Below are 19,090 nucleotides of genomic sequence, written 5' to 3'. Positions count from 1 at the left end.
CCGGCGCCTCAGGGCCGTGGCCGGAGGATCACGGTGACGAGATCGCGCACGAGCTCGGCCTCCCGGGCGCCGGGGGCCCGCCCCTCGTGCAGCGGGCGGATCACGACGGCGATCGGTAGGTCGAACAGCGCGAAGGCGATCTGGTCGGGGCCCGCGGCGGTCATCGGCGCCAGGGTGTCGACGATCTGGCGGATGTCGGCGTGCAGGCGTGAATCCGAGCCGCCCGTCGCGCCCGAGGTGGCCCCATCGGCGCCGAACGTGCGGGCGCCGGCGAGGAGTACCCGTGCCTCGTCGAGATGGTCGCGACACCAGTGCACGACCCATGTCGCCGACTCGATTGCGGCGGTGATCGTGGGTTCGCCCAAATTCTCGCGGTAGCCCGACTGGAATCGCGCTGCCGTGCGCTCCCACATCGCCCGCAACAGTGCGGGCCGGTCGGGGAAGCGGTGATAGATCGAACCGTTAGCGGCACCAACAGATTTCGCGACCGCACCGAGGGTGACCGCACGGGCCCCCAGGTGCGAATAGATCGCGACGGCGGCATCGAGAAAGTCGTCGGTGCTGTGTTTGGCGGGTCTTCCCACGAAGTGGAGTTTATGCTCTACTAGATTTAGAGTAAATACTCTAAAAGTCTGGAGGCGCGGATGATCAACTCCCGGGGTGCGCCGGCGTTTTCGGTTGCGGTCGCCGAGGAGGTGTTGGCGGCGCAGGCGTTCAACGACCTGATCGGTGCCGCGATCACCCGGTTCGACGCAGGGGTGGCAGTCCTGGAGGTGGAGATCGGCGACCGCCACCGCCAACAGGTCGGCCTCGTCCACGGTGGGGTGCTGGCCTATCTGGTCGACAACACGCTGACCTTTGCCTGCGGGTCGGTACTGGGCACCGACATCCTCACCGGCGGGTTGACGGTGACCTATCTCGCGGCGGCCCGGGCCGGGGTGCTGCGGGCGACCGCGGAAGTCACCGCCCACGCCGGGCGCCGGGCGGTCGCGACGGTGACCGTCGACGAGATCGCACCCGATGGCACGGTTACGACCTGTGCCGCGGGCCAGGGGTCGGCCGTGGCCGCGAAGTCTGGCCGGACTCCCGCTCCCGCATCCTGATCGCGCGCCCCCGGCCGGAGGCGCGGGACCGCGGCGGGGGAGCGGGAACTACAGGATCTCGTACTTGACGTCGGTGTCGCGGCGGGATCCCGCGGCAGCGGTGGCCGGGTGGACGGCGATCAGGCCCAGGCCGGCCCGCCGTCGGCACACCGCGGCCAGCTCGGCGTAGGCGGCGGCGCCGATCAACTCGGTCAACTCGGGGCCGTAGGACTCCCACACCTGTTTGGCGCCGACGTGGGCGTCGGGCGATCCGGAGCAGTACCACTGCAGATCGTGCCCGCCCTCGCCCCAACTCCGACGGTCGAATTCGGTGATGGTGTCGACGAGGATCTCGGTGCCGTCCGGGCGCTCCTCCCACTCCTGGGTGCGCCGGACCGGCAGCTGCCAACACACGTCGGGTTTGACCTCGAGCGGTTCGATTCCCCTGCGCAATGCCATTCCGTGCAGGGCGCAGCCGGCGCCGCCGGGGAACCCCGGACGGTTGAGGAACACGCAGGCGCCCTCGTGCACCCGCGTCTTCAGCGACGGTGCGCCGTCGCCCTCATCGTCGGTGTCCCCCTCGTCCGTGTCGTCCTCGTCGACTTCGACGAGGTACCCGTCCGGCCCCAACGGGTCCGCGCCGCCGCCGATGTCGGCGAACTGCCAGTCGCCGGGCCCCAACAGGGACACCCCGGTGGCCAACCGCTGCCGGTCGTCGGCGTCGGAGAGGTAGGCGCCGTGGGTGCAGCACCCGTCGTCGGGTCGGCCCTCGACGATCCCCGGGCAGGCCGGCGTGCCGAATACGCAGGTCCAGTGCGAGCACAGCCACGTCAAGTCCGCCCGGACCCAGTGGGCGGGGTCGGCGGGGTCGGCGAATTCGTACCATTCGCGCGGAAAATCGAGGCTGACTTCGGGCTGCACGGCTCCAACCTAGTCCCGCCCGCACGGTCGCGGTGGGCGTGGCGAGTCGGTGCGCACCGCGTCAACCCGCTAGCGTGGGTAAACGTGCGATTGGGAGTCTTGGATATCGGGAGCAATACGGTGCACCTGTTGGTGGTCGATGCCCACCGCGGCGGCCACCCCGCCCCGATGAGCTCGACCAAGTCGGTGCTGCGCCTGGCTGAACGGATCGAACCCGACGGCCGGCTCGCCGACGACGCGGCGAGCGCATTGGTGGAGTCGATCGACGAGTTCACCCGGATCGCCCGGACCTCCGGCTGCGAGCAGGTCATGGCGTTTGCGACGTCGGCGGTGCGCGACGCCACCAACACCGACGAGGTACTCGACGCGGTGCTGTCCAAGACCGGGGTGCAGATCGGCGTGCTGTCCGGCCGTGACGAGGCCCGGTTGACCTCGCTGGCGGTGCGCCGGTGGTACGGCTGGAGCGCCGGGCGGATCATGGCCCTCGACATCGGCGGCGGCTCGTTGGAGATGTCCAACGGCGTCGACGAGGAGCCCGACGTGGCGTTGTCGGTACCGCTGGGCGCCGGCCGGCTCACGCGCGACTGGCTGCCCGGGGACCCGCCGGACCGACGTCGGATCAACGTGCTCCGCGATTGGCTCGACGCGGAACTCAAACCCGTGGCCGCCGAATTGTGCGCGCCCGGCAAGCCGGATCTGGCGGTGGGTTCGTCGAAGACGTTCCGCAGCCTGGCGCGGCTCACCGGCGCGGCCCCGTCGGGTGCGGGTCTGCGGGTCAAACGGCAGCTCACGGCGAGCGGGTTGCGGCAGCTGATCGCGTTCATCTCGCGGATGACCCGGGCCGACCGGGCAGACCTGGAAGGGGTTAACTCGGAGCGGGCGGGCCAGCTGGTGGCGGGCGCCCTGGTTGCCGAGGCGGCGATGCGCGCGCTCAATCTCGATACACTGGATATCTGTCCGTGGGCGCTGCGGGAGGGAGTGATTCTGCGCCGCCTGGACGCCGACGAGTTCGACGGGCAGCTCCCGAGCCTGGATACCGGGGACTCGGAGCAACGGCCCGAAGACGACAAACAGTGAGGACATAGCCCATGGCGAAGGATGAACCGGAGTCCCGGCCGATCCCGGTGTCGGAGCTGTTGGCGCGCCAGCGCAAGGACGCTGCGGCCGCCGCCGAGACCGGCGAGATCCCCCGCGTCTCGTTTCCGCGGTCGGCCAACCCGGTGGCCAGCCGGGTGACCCGGGACCCGTTCGCCGGGTCCCGCACCGCCAGCGGCATGCCGTCCTACCGTCCGGCCGAGCCCACCGACGAAGAGGCCAATCGCGTCACCGGGATCATCCCGCCGGTGACCGACACCCCGGCGGCAGAGCCGGTCGTCGAGGAACCGGCCGTCGATGCCGAACCGGCCGCCGACCCCGACGCCCCGACCACCGGCTCCTTCCTCCGCAGCGACGACGACGTCGACTTCGAGTCGTACCGCAACTTCGACGACGTCATCGGCGCCGACGAGGAGCCCAAGAAGCGCAAGCGCGGACTCTTCGGCCGCCGCAAGGGCGCCGACGACAAGGGTGCGCGGACCCGGGCGAACTCCGCGCGCCGGGCGACCCGTCCGGCCGGACCCTCGGACGCCGAGCCGGCCGGGGCCGCCGAGGCCGCAGCCGAAACGGTCATCGAGACGACGACCATCCCGCCGGTCGCGCCGGCGCCGCCCGCCCCCCAACCCGTCGTTCCCGCGCCCACCGGTCCCGAACCCACCGGTCCCGAACCTGCCGCCGTCGACGAGACGGCGGCCTTCGCCGTCGATTCGGCTGCCGGCCAGGGGTCGCTGGAGGAGACCACGACGTTGGCGCCGGTGGAACCCGACGACCTCTACGAGGTCGAGATCCCGGTGGTCGGCAAGCCGCTCGTCGACCCGCTCACCGGACGGTTCGCCGCGCCGCAGGGAGATACTGCGCGCACGCGCCGGACGGCCCCGGAGGAGGACGGCCCGGCGATCGTGCCGTCGGCCACCCGTCGGGCCGAACGCCGCGCGGCCGAGGCGTCCCCGACCCGGGGCCGGCGTGCCCGGCGCGCGGTCGAGGCCTCCGACACCGCGATCGTCGACGAGGCGCCGTTGGCCGCCAAGCACTCGCCGACCACGCAGTGGCTGATCATCATCGGGCAGGTCATCGTCGGACTGGTGGTGGGTGCCGCCGGTTTCTGGGGCTTTGTGGAGTTGTGGCGCTGGAACCCCGTCTTCGCGCTGATCCTGTCGGCGGTCGTGATCTTCGGCATCGTGACCCTGGTCCACCTCGTGCGCCGTCGGCACGACCTGCCGACCACGTTGCTCGCGCTGGGGGTTGGCCTGCTCATCACCATCGGACCGTTGATCCTGCTGGCCACCTCGTGATCCTGGAGGAGGTCCCGGTCGGGCTCTCGACCGCATCGGTCTACCCGCAGAACATCGAGGCCGCCTTCGCCTATGCCGCCGATCTCGGTTACGACGGCGTCGAGGTGATGGTGTGGGGCGACCCGGTCAGTCAGGACATCGGCCGCATCGAAGCGCTGTCGCACGCCTACCAAATGCCGGTGTTGTCGATCCACGCCCCGTGCCTGGTCATCTCGCAGCGTGTCTGGGGCCGTGATCCGGTGGTGAAGCTGGCCCGGTCGGTCGAGGCGGCCGAGGCGCTGGGTGCGCCGACGGTGGTCGTGCATCCGCCGTTCCGCTGGCAGCGCGCCTACGTGGCGGCCTTCGACGACCTGGTCGGCGAACTCGAATCCGACAGCGGGATCGCCGTCGCGGTGGAGAACATGTTCCCGCTGCGCGCGGACCGCCTGTTCGGGGCGGGGGAGCGGTCGGTGAAACGACTGCGGGCCCGCGGCGGCGGGGCCGGGTTGGCCGCGTCGGCCTTCGGCAAGTCGATCGACCCGACCGACGACGGGTACGCCAACTACACGCTGGACCTGTCGCACACCGCCACCGCCGGGATGGACGCCGTGGCGCTGTTCGAGCGGATGGCGTCGGGGATGCGCCACCTGCACCTCACCGACGGGGACGGGGCGGCCCACGACGAGCACCTGATCCCCGGCGACGGCAGCCAGCCGTGCGGCGAGATCTGCCGGCGGATTGCCGCGAGTGACTTCGACGGGGCGGTCGTCCTCGAGATCACGACCAGCAGCGCCCGGGACAAGACCGAGCGCGCCACGATGCTCGCCCGCGCGCTCGACTTCGCCCGTACCCATTTGCGCCGGCCCGAGCCGGCCGACGACGGCCCCTGGGCCGGAAGGGGGATCCGGCCGTGAAGGGGCTCCACGAGATCCTCGCCCTGGCGGTGATCGACCGCGACGACGACCAGATCGTCTACACCGCTCAGATCGACCCGATCTACACCATCGGCCCGAAGGTGCACGGCGGCAGCGCGCAGATGCTCGCGGTGAACGCGGCGCACGCGGCCTTCCTGGAGTGGACCGGCTCGGAGGCGCCGGCGCTGGTGCGCGCCGACGGCCAGAGCCCGGTGCCGGTCGCGATCACCAGCACCTACCTCAACGCCCCCAACCCCGGTGCGATCGAGCTGCGCGCCCGTCTGGTCAAGCGCGGCCGCACCGTCTCGGTGGTCGACGTCGACGTCGTCCAGGACGCGCGGACGGTGATCACCTCGACCGTCGTGTTCGGGATACTCGACCACGGTGAGCCGCACCGGTCCCGGCCGACCGAGGCGCGCGACCTGCCGCCGGAGCCGCCGGCCGACGCGTTCTTCCTCGACGGTTCCCCGATGACCGAGATCATCCACATGTCCCCGGTCCTCGACCTCGCGCTCGACCCGGCCTCCTTCCCCGCCTCCCGCGGTGAGCAGGGGGAGCCGGTCATCCGCGGTTGGGTACGTCCCAAATCCGGGGTGGCCGACCTGCCGTTCGTCACGCTGGTGTGCGACATCTCGCCGCCGGTGGTGATGAACCTGGGCATTTTCGGGTGGGCGCCGACGGTGACGCTGTCGACCTACCTGCGGCGGATACCGTCCGGGGACCCGGGTGCCTGGTTGCGGTTCGCCAATTCCAGCATCGAGGTGGGGCGGGGGATGTTCGAGTCCGACCACACTGTGGTTGACTCGACCGGCGTCGTCGTCGGACAGTCGCGGCAGCTGGCGCTGATCCCGGCCAAGCCGGTCAACGGTCCAGCCGCCGGGTGACCCCGGCGTCCCAGAGCAGTCGGAGAAACGGAGAACCAATGTCGGAGCGGGTAGCGATCATCGGTGGGGGCAAGATCGGTGAGGCCCTGGTTGCCGGGCTGCTGTCGTCCGGGAAGCCCGCGCGCGACCTGGTCGTCGTGGAGGCCTCGTCGGAACGGGCCGAGGAGATCGCGCAGGAGTACAAGGTTCTCGTCACCGACATCGCCACCGCCGTCGAGAACGCTCAGATCGTCGTCATCGCGGTGAAACCGGATGCGGTCGACGGCGTCCTGGCCGAATTGGGCAAGGTCGACGACAACAACGACGTCGAGCGCGTGACCGTCACCCTGGTCGCCGGGTTGCCCGCGGCGAAGTATGAGAACGCGCTGCCGGCCGGGTCGCCGGTCATCCGCGTGATGTCGAATACGCCGCTGTTGGTCAACGAGGCGATGAGTGCGATGTCGGCCGGCCGTTATGCCACCGAGGAACAGGTCCAGACGGTCAGCGCACTCTTGGGCGCGGTCGGCAAGGTCATGGTGGTCCCGGAGAACCTGATGGATGCCGTCACGGCGATCTCCGGTTCTGGGCCGGCGTATGTGTTCCTGCTGGCCGAGTCCATGATCGATGCGGGCGTCTCCCTCGGTCTGACGCGGGCGCAGGCCGCCGCGTTGGCCCGGCAGACGATCCGCGGTGCGGGCGCGATGCTCACCGAATCCGGGATGACCTCCACCGACCTGCGGGCCGCGGTGACGTCCCCGGGGGGCACCACCGCCGCGGCGATCATCGAATTGGAGCGGGCCGGGATCCGTCCGGCGATGTATGCCGCGACCGCGGCCGCCGCGGCGCGCAGCAGCCAGCTCAGCCGTCGATCAGAGCTTGAGGGTTCGCCGGGTAACGGTGGCGACGGCCGGGGCTGACCTTATAGCAGCCAGCTGGGCGAATGCCCAGGTGACTCGCCGTGTGAGGGCACGCTACGGCAACATTTCAGTACTTGTGAGCAACTCCCGTCGCTATTTTCACATCAGCCACGCTAAGCTGCCATCAGCACGTGCGTGTCAGATGTCCGTCGGAGGGGAAGCCAACGGCCACGGCTCGTGCTGTGAGAGGTATGAGTATCAATGGCACCTGCAGACACCTCTGGTGACCGCAACGGTGGAAATGCGGCCGGTTCGCAATTCCTCACCGTGGCCGAAGTGGCCGCGCTGATGCGCGTTTCCAAGATGACCGTTTACCGCCTGGTCCACAACGGCGAGCTCCCGGCCGTGCGCGTCGGCCGTTCGTTCCGCGTCCACGCCAAGGCTGTGCACGACTACCTGGAGACGTCGTACTTCGACGTCGGCTAGGCGGTTGACGCCTGGTCCCACCGTGGGTCAGATCCCCGGCCGGCTGGTTCGGCCGGGGCTTTGTCATGAGATCGAGGCCACCGCGGGGAACGCGATTTCCGGCGGTAGCGACCCGACCGGTAAAGTGACCTCGTTCCCGCTGTGGTCGTCACTCGGCCCGGTGCAACGAGCAACGTTAGGAAAAATCCCTCATGGGTTCTGTCATCAAGAAGCGCCGTAAGCGCATGTCGAAGAAGAAGCACCGCAAGCTGCTGCGCCGCACTCGGGTGCAGCGTCGCAAACTCGGCAAGTAGTCTTCCGGTCACCGGGACCGTCTGAGTAAGGGGAATCGCCATGGTGCAGGATTCGAGTGCCGAGGCGGTCCCGCCGCGCGTCGTGCTCGTCACGGGCGCGTCGACATTCCTCGGCGGATACCTGGTGGCCCGGCTGGCCGCCAACCCGGACATCGAGAAGGTCCTGGCGGTCGACTCGCGCGTCCCGAGCAAGGTCCTGTTGCGCCGCATGGGGCGCGCGGAATTCCTTCGTCTCGACATCCGCCGGCCGACGATCGCCAAGACGATCGCCGCCTACGAGGTGGACACGGTCGTCCATGCGGCGACGTCGGTGATGGACCTCTCGCCGCATTCGGCGGCGATCAAGGAGTTCAACGTTGTCGGCGCAATGCAGGTGTGCGCCGCATGCCAGCGCAGCCCCTCGGTCAAACGGCTCGTCCTGCGCTCGACGGCGATGGTCTACGGTGCGAGCAGCAAGGACCCCGCGTACTTCCGCGAAGGCGACCGGGCCCGCAGCGAACCGCGCAGCGGCTACGGCCGCGATCTGCTCGACATCGAGGGTTACGCCCGGGGATTGTCGCGGCGGCGCCCCGACATCGACGTCACCATCGCGCGCTATCAGGCGATACTGGGCCCACGGATCCAGACCCGGATGGGCGCCTACCTGTCGGCACCGGTGGTGCCGACGGTGATCGGCTTCCAGCCGCGGATGCAGTTCCTTCACGAGGAAGACGCGCTGGGCGCACTCGAGCACCTGACGCTCACGCCGCGGCCGGGCACGTTCAACATCGCCGCCGACGGGGTGCTCACCCTGACCCAGGCGATCCGCCGGGCGGGCCGTATCGAGCTTCCGGTGCCGGGCGGTTTGGTCACCCCGATCAGCGGTGTCTTCTCCGACGTGCGCTCGGCCCGGCTGCGGTCGAGCCAAATGGATTTCCTGACCTATGGACGCGTGTTGGACAACACCCGGATGCACACCGCGCTGGGATTCGAGCCGCGGTTCACCACGAGTCAAACCCTTGACGACTTCATCGAGCGCGGGGCCTCCGACATGGTGATCAGCCCGCAGCGCTGGCGAGAGCTGGAGCAGCGGGTCGTCTCTGCGGCCCACCAACTCCTCTGACGCATCGCTGCGGCCGACGGCGGTGACCAACACCATGCGCATGTCGCGGCGCCAACCCGTAAGCTTGTAGCGGGGCAAGGACGCCGCCCGCCTATCTCGACCTATCACGCACCTGGGGGTGATTCCATGTCCGGACGTCGCTCACCAGATCCGCGCACGGCGAAGGTGATCCAGCTCTACTCGTCGCTCGGCGGGGACTCCGCCTCGAGTGGCACCGCCCGCCGCCCGCAACCGGCCGAGGGCCACCCGAACACCGACGGCTTTGGCCGACGGCCCGCGGCGGTCACCCCGATCAGCGATGACGCCCGGATCCACAACGAGGCGCTGGGGGTTGAGCATGTGGGCCCGTCGCGGCCCAGTCCGCTGCTCTCGTTGAACGGTCTGCGCGAGGGCGTCGCCGACGCCCTCACCGGCACCGCCGGGTACCTCCGCGAGCGGTTGGCCGGCGAGTACGAGGTCGACGATTTCGGGTTCGACCGGCACTTCACCGAGAACGTCTGGTTCCCGGCCATCCGCCCGGTTTACGACAAGTGGTTCCGCGTCGAGGTCACCGGCGCGGAGAACCTGCCCGAGACGGGCGGCGCACTGCTGGTCGCCAACCACGCCGGCACCATTCCCATCGATGCCCTGATGACGTCGATCGCGGTCCACGACAACCACCCGTCGGGGCGCTACCTGCGGCTGCTGGCCGCCGACATGGCCTTCGACTCGCCGGTCCTGGGCGAGGTGGCCCGTCGCATCGGTGCAACCCTGGCCTGCTCGAGCGACGCGGAGTACCTGCTGCGCGCCGGCGAACTGACCGCGGTGTGGCCGGAGGGCTACAAGGGCATCGGCAAGCTCTACAAGGACCGCTACAAGCTGCAGCGTTTCGGGCGCGGCGGCTTCGTGACGACCGCGATCCGCACCGGCGCCCCGATCATCCCGGTGTCGATCGTCGGCTCCGAGGAGATCTACCCGATGCTCGGCGACCTCAAGCCGGTGGCCAAGGTTCTCGGTCTCCCGTACTTCCCGGTGACCCCGCTGTTCCCCTGGCTGGGTCCGCTCGGCGCGATTCCGCTTCCGTCGAAGTGGCACATCCACTTCGGCAAGCCGATCGCCACCGACTCGTACGACGAGAACGCCGCCGACGACCCGCTGGTGGTGTTCGACCTGACCGACCACGTCCGCGAAGAGATCCAGCAGACGCTGTTCCGGATGCTCAGTCGTCGTGGCGGCGTCTACCTGGGCTAGCGCCCGAGTCGGTATTAACCAGCGGTTTCCCAGTGCCGCCGGTTCCCAGTGCCGCCGTTTCTCAGTGCCGCCGTTTCTCAGTGCCGGCGACCGCGCCGCAGCGCTGCCGCGGCACCGCCGCCCACCGCGCCGAGGGCAATGGCCGTGGGCACCCCGTATTTGGCGGCCTTGCGCGCAGTCCGGAAGTCGTAGCTCTCCCAGCCGCGCACCTTGGCGATCTCCTTCAGGTCGGAGTCGGGGTTGATCGCGACGGCGGTGCCGACCAGTGACAGCATCGGCACGTCGTTGTGCGAGTCGGAGTACGCGGTACACCGCTGCAGGTTGAGGCCCTCCCGGATCGCCAGCGAACGGACCGCGTGGGCCTTGCCCAGGCCGTGCAACACGTCGCCGACGAGGCGCCCGGTGAAGATCCCGTCTTCGCTCTCGGCGACGGTGCCCAGGGCGCCGGTCAGACCGAGTCGGGTGGCGATGGTCTGCGCGAGTTCCACCGGGGTCGCCGTCACCAGCCAGACCTGCTGCCCGGCGTCGAGGTGGCGCTGGGTGAGGGCGCGGGTGCCGGGCCAGATCTTGTCGGCGATGTACTCGTCGTAGATCTCCTCGCCCAGGGCGACCAGTTCGGCGGTGGGGCGGCCGGCGATGAAGGAGAGGGCCTTGTCGCGGCCCTCGGCGACGTCGTCGGCATTCTCCTTGCCGGTGATGCGGAACTTGATCTGCGACCACATGGCGGTGGCGATGTCGCCGTAGGAGAAGTACTTGTGCGCGGCCAGGCCGCGCGCGAAGTGCACGATGGAGGCGCCTTGGACGAGGGTGTTGTCGACGTCGAAGAAGGCGGCCGCGGTCAGGTCGGCGCCGTCGGGCCGGGTCTCGGCCCGCGCGGCGAGGGATTCGAGGGCGGCTTTGGCGGCGGCCTCGCCGGCGAGGTTCTGCCGCAGTTCCGCGGCGGTTTGGCGGAACCGGCCGCTGGCGGTGGACACCCAGTCGCGGACCCGCCGGTCGATTTCGGCCTCATCGGGTTCGTCCCCGTCGGCGGTGCCCCCGTCGGTGTGCTCGTCGTCGGCGTCCCCGCCGGTGTCCTCGTCGTGGTCGGTGTGCACCGCGTCGGGGTCCGGTTCGTCGGCGTGGGGGTCCGGCTCGAAATCGGGGTCGGAGTCAGGGTCGTAGGCAGGATCGGACTCGGGCGTCAGGTCCCGGTCGCGGATGGGGAAATCGCCCTGCGTCCCATTGGGCTCGTCACTCACGTTGGCTCACTCCGGTGCTCGCTGTGGCTGGCAAGGTCAAGATTAGCGGCCGGGCGCCGGGAGCGGCAGTGAGCGGGCCCAATAGGAGCGCAGTCGCGTTGATGTGGGCGGTGGCAGACTGGGCGTGTGGAGGAGGTCCAGATGCGAATCGTGTTGCTGACCCGCGCCGGGTGCGCCGCGTGCGGAACGGCCCGCACCGATCTCGGTCGGATCTGCGGGGAACTCGGCGAGGGATTCGACGAGGTCGACGTTGACGAACGGGCCGCAGCCGGCGATCCGGCGTTGCGGGGCGAATACGGCGACCGGTTGCCCGTGGTGCTGCTCGACGGGGAAGAGCACAGCTACTGGACCGTCGACGAGCCGCGCCTGCGTGCCGATCTGGCACCGTAGCCGCCTGCGCCGGTGACCGGGCCCGGGTACCTGGCTCGGGTCTGCGAACCGGTGCCAGATACCCTGGAACAATGACTTCGCTGTCTGCGAGAAGGCCGGCGGCCAGGATTCCTGGCCCGTCGGTCGCCCGCTTGGCGACCTACCTGACCGCCTTGCGCGAGCGCGCAGCCACCGGCGTCACTGTCATCTCCAGCGCCGAACTGGCCGCGGCCGCGGGGGTCAATCCGCTGTTGCTGCGCAAGGACCTGTCCTACGTCGGCGGTCACGGCGTGCGGGGTGTCGGGTACCAGGTGCACAAGTTGATCGCGACCGTCGCCATGGCGCTGAACAGCGACAGTGCGCAGGTCGTGGCCCTGGCTGGCGTTGGTTCGCTCGGTCGGGCGCTGCTCGCACACACCGGTCGCGACCCGCGGTTCAGCCTCGGCGCACTGTTCGACGACGACCCCGGCCTCCTCGGCGCGCGGCTGTCCGCGGACGGTCCGGTGATCGCCCCGCTGCACGAGATCGGCGGGACGGGCGACGACGGCGAACCGTTCGACATCGGGGTCATCGCGACCCGTGACGATCTCGCCCAGGACGTCTGCGACGCCTTCGCCAAGGCCGGTGTCCAGCAGATTCTCAATGTCACGCCGGTGTCCCTAACGGCGCAAGAAGGCGTCTCGATCCGCCAGATTGACCTAGCCTTGGAATTACAGTTGTTGTCGTTCGCGGCGGCGGGGAAAAGGTGATCTCGTTGTGAGTGTCCTGCTATTCGGGGTATCGCACCGCAGCGCGCCCGTGCGCGTGCTGGAGCGGTTGGCGATTTCTGAGCACGACCGGCCCAAGATCGTCGACCGGTTGCTCGCCTCGCCGACGGTGTCGGAGGCGATGGTCGTGTCGACCTGCAACCGCATCGAGATCTACGCCGTCGTCGAGGCCTTCCACCCGGCACTCGAGGCCGTCGGCAACGTCCTCGGCGACCACTCCGGGATGACCATCAACCAGATGACCGCGCACGCCTACGTGCGCTACTCCGAGGCCGCCGCCGAGCACCTGTTCACCGTCGCGGCCGGGCTGGACTCCCTCGTCGTCGGCGAGCAGCAGATCCTCGGCCAGATCCGTGGGGCTTACGCCAGTGCCGACGCGCACCGGACGGCTGGCCGGGTGCTGCACGAGCTGGCACAGCAGGCGCTGCGGGTCGGCAAGCGGGTGCACACCGAGACGGGAATCGACCGGGCCGGCGCCTCTGTGGTGTCGGTGGCCCTGCACCGCGCGCGCAGCGTCCTGGCGGCGTCGGGCACCGAGGCCCGCCACGGCGTGGTCCTGGGTGCCGGCGCGATGGGCGGCCTGTCGGCGGCCCACCTCGCCCGTGAGGGCGTCGGGCAGATCACCATCGTCAACCGCAGCGTCGAGAAGGCCCAGCGCCTGGCCGACAACGTCAGCGCCAACCATGCGGGCGTCACCGCCACCGGTGTGGGCCTCGACGAGTTGTCCACCGCCATGGCCAACGCCGACGTCATGATGACCTGTTCGGGCTCGACCGGATCGGTGGTCAGCGTCGCCGAGGTCCACCATGCGCTCGCCGCGCGCACCGCGACGACACCGCTGGTGATCTGCGACCTGGGCCTGCCGCGCAACGTCGACCCGGCCGCGGGTCGGCTGCCCGGTGTCGAGCTGATCGACATCGAGGGGCTGCGCGGCGACTCCCAGACACAGGCCGCCGAGGCCGACCTGGTCGGCGCGCGGGGCATCGTCGCCGCCGAGTTGGCCGACTACCTGGCCGCCCAGCGACGCGCCGAGGTGACCCCGACGGTGACCGCGTTGCGCCAGCGCGCCAACGAGGTGGTCGAGGCGGAGGTCATGCGGCTGGAGTCGCGTCTGCCGTCGATGACCGACGCCGAGCGCGACGAGGTCGCCAAGACCGTCCGCCGGGTCGTCGACAAACTGCTGCACGCCCCGACCGTCCGGGTCAAGCAACTCGCCGCCACCGCTCACGGTGACCAGTACGCGGAGGCATTGCGCGAGCTGTTCGAGTTGCGCCCGGGTGCGGCCGAGTCGGTGGCGGTCCCCGACGCCGATGCGCTGCGCCTGCCCGACCCGGTCGTGCGCGACGCCTCGGGCGGGGCCCGGTGACGCCGCCGGTACTGCGCATCGGGACCCGCGGGTCGCTGCTGGCGACCACGCAGGCCGGCCACGTGGCGCAGGCGCTGACCGACGCCGGACACCCCGCCGAACTGGTCATCATCAAGACCCAGGGCGACAAGTCGGCGGCCCCGGTGACCGAGATCGGCGTCGGCGTGTTCACCACCGAACTGCGCGTCGCGTTGCGCAACGACGAAATCGACGTCGCGGTCCACTCCTACAAGGATTTGCCGACCGCGCCCGAACCGGACCTGGTGATCGCGGCCGTTCCGCCGCGCGAGGATGCCAGAGATGCCCTGGTCAGCAACGGAAACCGGGTTCTCGGCGCCCTTCCCGTCGGTGCCACGGTGGGTACGTCGGCTCCCCGTCGGGTCGCGCAGCTTAGAGCATTGGGTCTCGGTTTGGAAATTCGCCCCCTAAGAGGCAACCTTGATTCTCGGTTGGGCAAAGTCGCCAACGGTGAACTCGACGCAGTCGTGGTCGCCCGGGCCGGGTTGGCCCGCATCGGCAGGACCGAGGTCATTGCCGAAGCGTTCGACCCGGTGGTGCTGCTACCGGCACCGGCCCAGGGTGCCCTGGCCGTCGAATGCCGCGCCGACGATGCCCAGCTGGTGAGTACGCTCGCCACTTTGGACGATCCGTCCTCTCGTGCGGCGGTCGATGCCGAGCGCGCAGTGCTGGCGGCCTTGGAGGCCGGTTGCACCGCGCCGGTAGGGGCCTACGCGGAGGTCGTCGAGTCACTCGACGACGACGGTCGGATCTTCCTCGAGCTGTCGCTTCGCGCGGCGGTTGCGGCTGTCGACGGATCCGATGTGATCCGCAGTTCGGCGGTCGGACCGATCGAGCAGGCGGCGCAGGTGGGGCGCGCACTTGCCGCGGAAATGCTGGAGTCGGGAGCCGCATCGCTTCTGGCCTAGCTGACTGACTACCACCCCTGCGGGGGTAGGAGAGTGCGAGTGATGAGCCGGACGAAGAAGGCCACCCCGGGTCGGATCCTTTTCGTGGGCGCCGGTCCCGGTGACCCCGACCTGTTGACTATCCGAGCGCGCAGCGTGTTGACCAATGCGACAGTCGCATTCATCGATCCCGACGTGCCGTCCGGGGTGGTGTCGCTGATCGGGGCCGTGCACCGGGCCGAGGCCGCGCCGACGCCGCGCCGCGCGAAGGCCGCGGAGTCCGAAGCCGTCGAGGCGGAGACCGTCGACGAGGCGGTCGAGGACCCGGTCGACGTGCACCCGGCGCTCGGTGATCCCGCCGACGTCGCCAAGACCCTCGTGACCACCGCGAAGACCGGGGTCGACGTGGTTCGCGTCGTCGCCGGCGATCCGCTGACCTCCAATGCGGTGCTGGCCGAGGTGACCGCCGTCGCGCGCACCGTCGTGCAGTTCGAAGTCTTGCCGGGCCTGCCCGCCGCCGCGGTCGTCCCCAGCTACGCGGGGATGCCGCTGGGCTCGGGCTACACCGTCGCCGACATGCGCGGCGACGTCGACTGGGCCGGCCTGGCCGCCGCGCCGGCGCCGCTGGTCCTGCACGGCACGGCCAGCCACCTCGCCCAGGTGGCGGCCTCGCTGATCGCCCACGGGCTCGCGGCCACCACCCCGATTGCCATCACCATCAACGGCACCACCTGCGCCCAGCGGACCATCGAGGCCACCCTGGAGACCGCGGCGGAGAAGGGCGGCGAACTCGCCGGTCCGCTGCTGCTCACCATCGGCAAGGTCGTCGCTCAGCGCGGCAAGCTGTCCTGGTGGGAGTCGCGGGCGCTGTACGGCTGGACCGTCCTGGTGCCGCGCACCAAGGAGCAGGCCGCCGACATGAGCGAGCGCCTCGTCGGGCACGGCGCCATCCCCAAGGAGGTGCCGACCATCGCCGTCGAGCCGCCGCGCTCGCCCGCCCAGATGGAGCGGGCCGTCAAGGGCCTGGTGGATGGCCGCTACCAGTGGGTGGTGTTCACCTCCACCAATTCGGTGCGCGCGGTGTGGGAGAAGTTCGCCGAGTTCGGCTTGGACGCCCGCGCGTTCTCGGGCGTGAAGATCGCCTGCGTCGGGGAGGCCACGGCCGACAAGGTCCGCACATTCGGCATCGAGCCGGAGTTGGTCCCCTCCGGGGAGCAGTCGTCGCTGGGCCTGCTCGAGGACTTCCCGCCATACGACGAGGTGTTCGACCCGGTCAACCGGGTCCTGCTGCCGCGGGCCGACATCGCCACCGAGACCCTCGCCGAGGGCCTGCGCGAACGCGGTTGGGAGATCGACGACGTCACCGCGTACCGCACGGTGCGCGCGGCCCCGCCGCCCGCCGAGACCCGCGAGATGATCAAGACCGGCGGATTCGACGCGGTGTGCTTCACGTCGAGTTCCACGGTGCGCAACCTCGTCGGGATCGCGGGCAAGCCGCACGCCCGGACCATCGTCGCCTGCATCGGCCCGAAGACCGCCGAGACGGCGATCGAGTTCGGCCTGCGGGTCGACGTCCGGCCGGAGACCGCGTCTATCCCCGACCTGGTCGAGGCGCTGGCCGCCCACGCCGCCCGTTTGCGGGCCGAGGGCGCGCTGCCCCCGCCGCGCAAGAAGTCGCGCCGCTCGCGGTCCTAGCCTCATCGGTTTGCTGTTGTGCTCGGAATCCGAGCACAACAGCAAACGGAATGATAGCGGGGAACCCGGTACCTAGCCCGCTGCGTCTAAGGGGAATGGATCTCGATGAATTCCTCATCCGGCACGACGGGGTGATCAGCCGCCAGCAGGCTCTTGGCCTGGGTATGAGCAGTGCGGCCATTTCGCGCCGGGTCGACTCCGGGCGGTGGCGGGGTGTGACCCGCGGGGTGTATCTCGCGGCCGGTCATCCCCGTTCGGCGCGGGCACAGGCACGACTGGCGGTCGCCGCGGTGGGTCCTACCGCGGTCTTGGGTGGGGCCGCTGCCGCCTGGTGGCTCGGTTTTGTTGCCGATGAGCCGCACAGGCAGGTTGTTTTCACGTCGGCGGTCGGTGATCACCGTCGACGGACCTCGACCTCGCTCGTCCGGCACCGCCGCCTCTGCGCGGAGGACGTCTCGATCCATCGCCACCTGCGGGTGACCTCGCCGGCCCTGACGGCTCTCGATGCGGCCGAAGAGATCGGCCTCAAGGCGCTCGACGCGGTTCTGCTGCGCCGGTTCACCACCGTCGACGGGTTGCTGCGAGCACATGCGCGGTACCCCACGGTGCGCGACAAGTCGGATCGTGGCTGAAGCTGCTCGGCGAGGGGACACGCTCCGAGGCCGAGCGGATCGTCGCCCGGATCTTTCGCCAGGCGGGTCTGTCCGGCTGGGTGGCCGGACCTACGGCGACATCGTCGAGCGCCCTCAGATGGTTGTCGAGCAGATCCTGATGGTCCTGCGGCGGGCGGCGTGATCCCTGAGCGGTTGTGCTCGGAATCCGAGCACAATCGCTAACAGACGACCGACGACCCCCGATTCGACGTTCGACCCTAGACTCGACGGTGTGACTCCTCCGGACAGCAGTTCCGCCCCCTGGGTGCGGCCGCGTCGGTTGCGCTCCACGTCGGCCATCCGGCGCCTCGTCGCGCAGACCGACGTCGAACCGCGGCACCTGGTGTTGCCGATGTTCGTCGCCGACGGGCTGACCGAGCCCAAGCCGATCGACTCGATGCCCGGCGTGGTGCAGCACACGATGGATTCGCTGCGGCAGGCGGCACAGGCGGCGGTGGCCGCCGGCGTCGGCGGGCTGATGCTGTTCGGGGTGCCCAGGGCCGAAGACAAGGACGACATCGGGTCGGGTGCCGATAGCGCCGACGGGGTGCTCAACCGCGCGTTGGCCGCGGTGCGCGCCGACCTCGGCGACGACACGGTCCTGATGGCCGATACCTGCCTCGACGAGTTCACCGACCACGGCCACTGCGGCGTCGTCGACGACCAGGGTCGGGTCGACAACGACGCGACACTGTCGCGCTACGCGGCGATGGCCGTCGCGCAAGCGCGCGCCGGGGCGCACGTCCTCGGACCGAGCGGGATGATGGACGGGCAGATCGCCGCCATCCGCGCCGCGCTCGATAGCGCCGGGTACCCCGACACCGCGCTGTTGGCCTACACCGCCAAGTACGCGTCGGCGTTCTACGGGCCGTTCCGCGACGCGGTCGATTCCTCGTTGGAGGGGGACCGCCGAACCTACCAGCAGGACCCGGCCAACCGCGCCGAGGCGATGCGGGAGTTGGAGCTGGACCTCGCGGAGGGGGCCGACCTGGTGATGGTCAAGCCCGCCATGGGCTACCTCGACGTCCTGACAGACGTCGCCGCGAACTCGACCGTGCCGGTGGCCGCCTACCAGGTGAGCGGCGAATACTCCATGATCAGCGCCGCTGCCCAGCGCGGGTGGATCGACCGTCGGGGCGCGATCCTCGAGTCGCTGACGTCGATCCGACGGGCCGGCGCGTCGATCGTGCTGACCTACTGGGCCGCCGAGGTCGCCGAGTGGCTGCGCTGACCCGACGGTAAGTAGCCTGACACCATGACCTTCCCCGCACCCGGCCCGGTGGCCGAGCCGCCGGCGCGACCGGCGCTGCCGTCGCCGATCGCCATCGCCACCGAGTTGTGGCTGGTGGTGATTGTGGCGATGACCGTGGTGCAGGTGGGCAGCTACGGGTTGGTCAAGGACGCGATGGACAAACGGCTGGCCGAGCTGCCGAAGGACGCCAACGAGTCGACGCGCGAGTTCGCCGAGATGCTGACCAACCCGGCGCTCATCGTCACCTCGCTGATCATGTCCGTCGTGGTCGGCGCCGCGATCGCGCTGACCGCCCTGTACTTCGTCCGGGCCGGATACACCTGGGCCCGGGTGCTGCTATGCGGCTTGAGTGCCTGGGTGCTGCTGGGGGCGGCGTTCGCGTTTGCCGGATCCCGGACCTGGACGCAGGTGCCCGAGATCATCGCCGCGGGTTGTGCCGGTGGTGCGTTGATCCTGCTGATGCGCCGCGAGTCCGACACCTATTGCCGAGAGATGACACAGTTCCGGGCCGCCGCCCACCGGCCCGCGGGATGGCCGCCGGCCGCTTGGAACCAGCCACACGGACCGGGAGGATTCCATGGGTGATCGGGATGACGCGCAGGACGGCGTCGACGAGGTGGACGAGACCCTCAACGTCGAGGACACCCTGGAAACCGACGGCACCGACAGCACCGACGACGTCGAGGCCGCGGATGTCGACGGTGCTGACGAGGGTGTCGACGACGACGAGA

General features: G+C 70.0%; 21 protein-coding genes. 18 read left to right on the top strand and 3 right to left on the bottom strand.

The annotated features are described in order from the left end of the window. Positions 1-8 precede the first annotated feature (8 nt). The gene (locus tag nbrcactino_RS15270) at positions 9-584 is read right to left on the bottom strand and encodes a TetR/AcrR family transcriptional regulator (RefSeq protein ID WP_161928339.1); all 576 of its coding nucleotides are present in this window, start codon (positions 582-584) and stop codon (positions 9-11) included. A 60-nt stretch (positions 585-644) separates the two neighbouring features. Here nbrcactino_RS15270 and nbrcactino_RS15265 point away from each other — a divergent pair, with 60 nt between their 5' ends. Next, complete coding sequence (locus nbrcactino_RS15265) at positions 645-1,103, top strand: PaaI family thioesterase (RefSeq protein ID WP_161928338.1); 459 nt, start codon at positions 645-647, stop codon at positions 1,101-1,103. A 48-nt stretch (positions 1,104-1,151) separates the two neighbouring features. Here the strand turns inward: nbrcactino_RS15265 and nbrcactino_RS15260 are convergent, their stop codons facing one another. Continuing rightward, positions 1,152-2,003, bottom strand: coding sequence for a DUF3109 family protein (locus nbrcactino_RS15260; protein WP_161928337.1), 852 nt, complete (start codon positions 2,001-2,003; stop codon positions 1,152-1,154). Positions 2,004-2,087: 84 nt separating this feature from the next. On the opposite strand from nbrcactino_RS15260, the gene nbrcactino_RS15255 reads away from it, so the two are divergent. The 9 genes from nbrcactino_RS15255 (at position 2,088) to nbrcactino_RS15215 (ending at position 10,114) form a co-directional block, all read left to right on the top strand. Further along, positions 2,088-3,080: a Ppx/GppA family phosphatase gene (locus nbrcactino_RS15255; protein WP_186343404.1), complete on the top strand. Its 993-nt coding sequence runs from the start codon at positions 2,088-2,090 to the stop codon at positions 3,078-3,080. Between the two features lie 11 nt (positions 3,081-3,091). Beyond that, positions 3,092-4,390: an Rv0497 family membrane protein gene (locus tag nbrcactino_RS15250; protein ID WP_161928336.1), complete on the top strand. Its 1,299-nt coding sequence runs from the start codon at positions 3,092-3,094 to the stop codon at positions 4,388-4,390. Further along, a complete protein-coding gene (locus tag nbrcactino_RS15245) occupies positions 4,387-5,283 on the top strand; it encodes a sugar phosphate isomerase/epimerase family protein (RefSeq protein ID WP_161928335.1) in 897 nt (298 codons plus the stop codon). Before nbrcactino_RS15250 ends, nbrcactino_RS15245 begins: the two co-directional genes overlap by 4 nt. Then, complete coding sequence (locus tag nbrcactino_RS15240; RefSeq protein WP_161928334.1) at positions 5,280-6,167, top strand: thioesterase family protein; 888 nt, start codon at positions 5,280-5,282, stop codon at positions 6,165-6,167. The genes nbrcactino_RS15245 and nbrcactino_RS15240 overlap by 4 nt, the downstream gene beginning before the upstream one ends. A gap of 38 nt (positions 6,168-6,205) precedes the next feature. After that, positions 6,206-7,063 carry a pyrroline-5-carboxylate reductase gene (gene proC / locus nbrcactino_RS15235; protein ID WP_161928333.1) on the top strand — a complete coding sequence of 286 codons (858 nt, stop codon included), beginning with the start codon at positions 6,206-6,208 and terminating at the stop codon, positions 7,061-7,063. Positions 7,064-7,264: 201 nt separating this feature from the next. Then, the gene (locus nbrcactino_RS15230; RefSeq protein ID WP_161928332.1) at positions 7,265-7,489 is read left to right on the top strand and encodes a helix-turn-helix domain-containing protein; all 225 of its coding nucleotides are present in this window, start codon (positions 7,265-7,267) and stop codon (positions 7,487-7,489) included. Positions 7,490-7,680: 191 nt separating this feature from the next. Beyond that, positions 7,681-7,782 (top strand): 30S ribosomal protein bS22, encoded by a 102-nt coding sequence (locus nbrcactino_RS15225; RefSeq protein ID WP_003402602.1) that lies wholly within the window; start codon positions 7,681-7,683, stop codon positions 7,780-7,782. 40 nt (positions 7,783-7,822) lie between these two features. Then, a complete protein-coding gene (locus nbrcactino_RS15220) occupies positions 7,823-8,884 on the top strand; it encodes an NAD-dependent epimerase/dehydratase family protein (protein ID WP_161928331.1) in 1,062 nt (353 codons plus the stop codon). A 126-nt stretch (positions 8,885-9,010) separates the two neighbouring features. After that, the gene (locus nbrcactino_RS15215) at positions 9,011-10,114 is read left to right on the top strand and encodes a lysophospholipid acyltransferase family protein (protein WP_161928330.1); all 1,104 of its coding nucleotides are present in this window, start codon (positions 9,011-9,013) and stop codon (positions 10,112-10,114) included. A gap of 77 nt (positions 10,115-10,191) precedes the next feature. Here nbrcactino_RS15215 and nbrcactino_RS15210 read toward each other — a convergent pair whose 3' ends face one another. Then, the gene (locus nbrcactino_RS15210) at positions 10,192-11,352 is read right to left on the bottom strand and encodes an HAD family hydrolase (RefSeq protein WP_228460953.1); all 1,161 of its coding nucleotides are present in this window, start codon (positions 11,350-11,352) and stop codon (positions 10,192-10,194) included. A 141-nt stretch (positions 11,353-11,493) separates the two neighbouring features. Between nbrcactino_RS15210 and nbrcactino_RS15205 the strand changes: the two genes are divergently transcribed. From nbrcactino_RS15205 to nbrcactino_RS15170, 8 genes are all read left to right on the top strand, one after another. Beyond that, a complete protein-coding gene (locus tag nbrcactino_RS15205) occupies positions 11,494-11,742 on the top strand; it encodes a glutaredoxin family protein (protein WP_161928299.1) in 249 nt (82 codons plus the stop codon). A gap of 71 nt (positions 11,743-11,813) precedes the next feature. After that, positions 11,814-12,470, top strand: coding sequence for a redox-sensing transcriptional repressor Rex (locus nbrcactino_RS15200; RefSeq protein WP_161928300.1), 657 nt, complete (start codon positions 11,814-11,816; stop codon positions 12,468-12,470). A 7-nt stretch (positions 12,471-12,477) separates the two neighbouring features. Continuing rightward, positions 12,478-13,854 carry a glutamyl-tRNA reductase gene (locus nbrcactino_RS15195; protein WP_161928301.1) on the top strand — a complete coding sequence of 459 codons (1,377 nt, stop codon included), beginning with the start codon at positions 12,478-12,480 and terminating at the stop codon, positions 13,852-13,854. After that, positions 13,851-14,780: a hydroxymethylbilane synthase gene (gene hemC / locus nbrcactino_RS15190; RefSeq protein WP_161928302.1), complete on the top strand. Its 930-nt coding sequence runs from the start codon at positions 13,851-13,853 to the stop codon at positions 14,778-14,780. The genes nbrcactino_RS15195 and hemC overlap by 4 nt, the downstream gene beginning before the upstream one ends. A gap of 42 nt (positions 14,781-14,822) precedes the next feature. Beyond that, positions 14,823-16,454 carry a bifunctional uroporphyrinogen-III C-methyltransferase/uroporphyrinogen-III synthase gene (locus nbrcactino_RS15185; protein ID WP_161928303.1) on the top strand — a complete coding sequence of 544 codons (1,632 nt, stop codon included), beginning with the start codon at positions 14,823-14,825 and terminating at the stop codon, positions 16,452-16,454. 95 nt (positions 16,455-16,549) lie between these two features. Further along, positions 16,550-17,086 (top strand): type IV toxin-antitoxin system AbiEi family antitoxin domain-containing protein, encoded by a 537-nt coding sequence (locus nbrcactino_RS15180; protein WP_228460941.1) that lies wholly within the window; start codon positions 16,550-16,552, stop codon positions 17,084-17,086. Between the two features lie 253 nt (positions 17,087-17,339). After that, entirely contained in the window at positions 17,340-18,338 is a 999-nt protein-coding gene (gene hemB / locus nbrcactino_RS15175) for a porphobilinogen synthase (protein WP_161928329.1), read from the top strand. 24 nt (positions 18,339-18,362) lie between these two features. Beyond that, a complete protein-coding gene (locus nbrcactino_RS15170) occupies positions 18,363-18,944 on the top strand; it encodes a hypothetical protein (protein WP_161928328.1) in 582 nt (193 codons plus the stop codon). Positions 18,945-19,090 lie beyond the last annotated feature (146 nt).

The sequence above is a fragment of the Gordonia crocea genome, from assembly GCF_009932435.1.
Lineage (GTDB): Bacteria > Actinomycetota > Actinomycetes > Mycobacteriales > Mycobacteriaceae > Gordonia > Gordonia crocea.
This window is presented reverse-complemented; position numbering and strand designations above follow the sequence as displayed.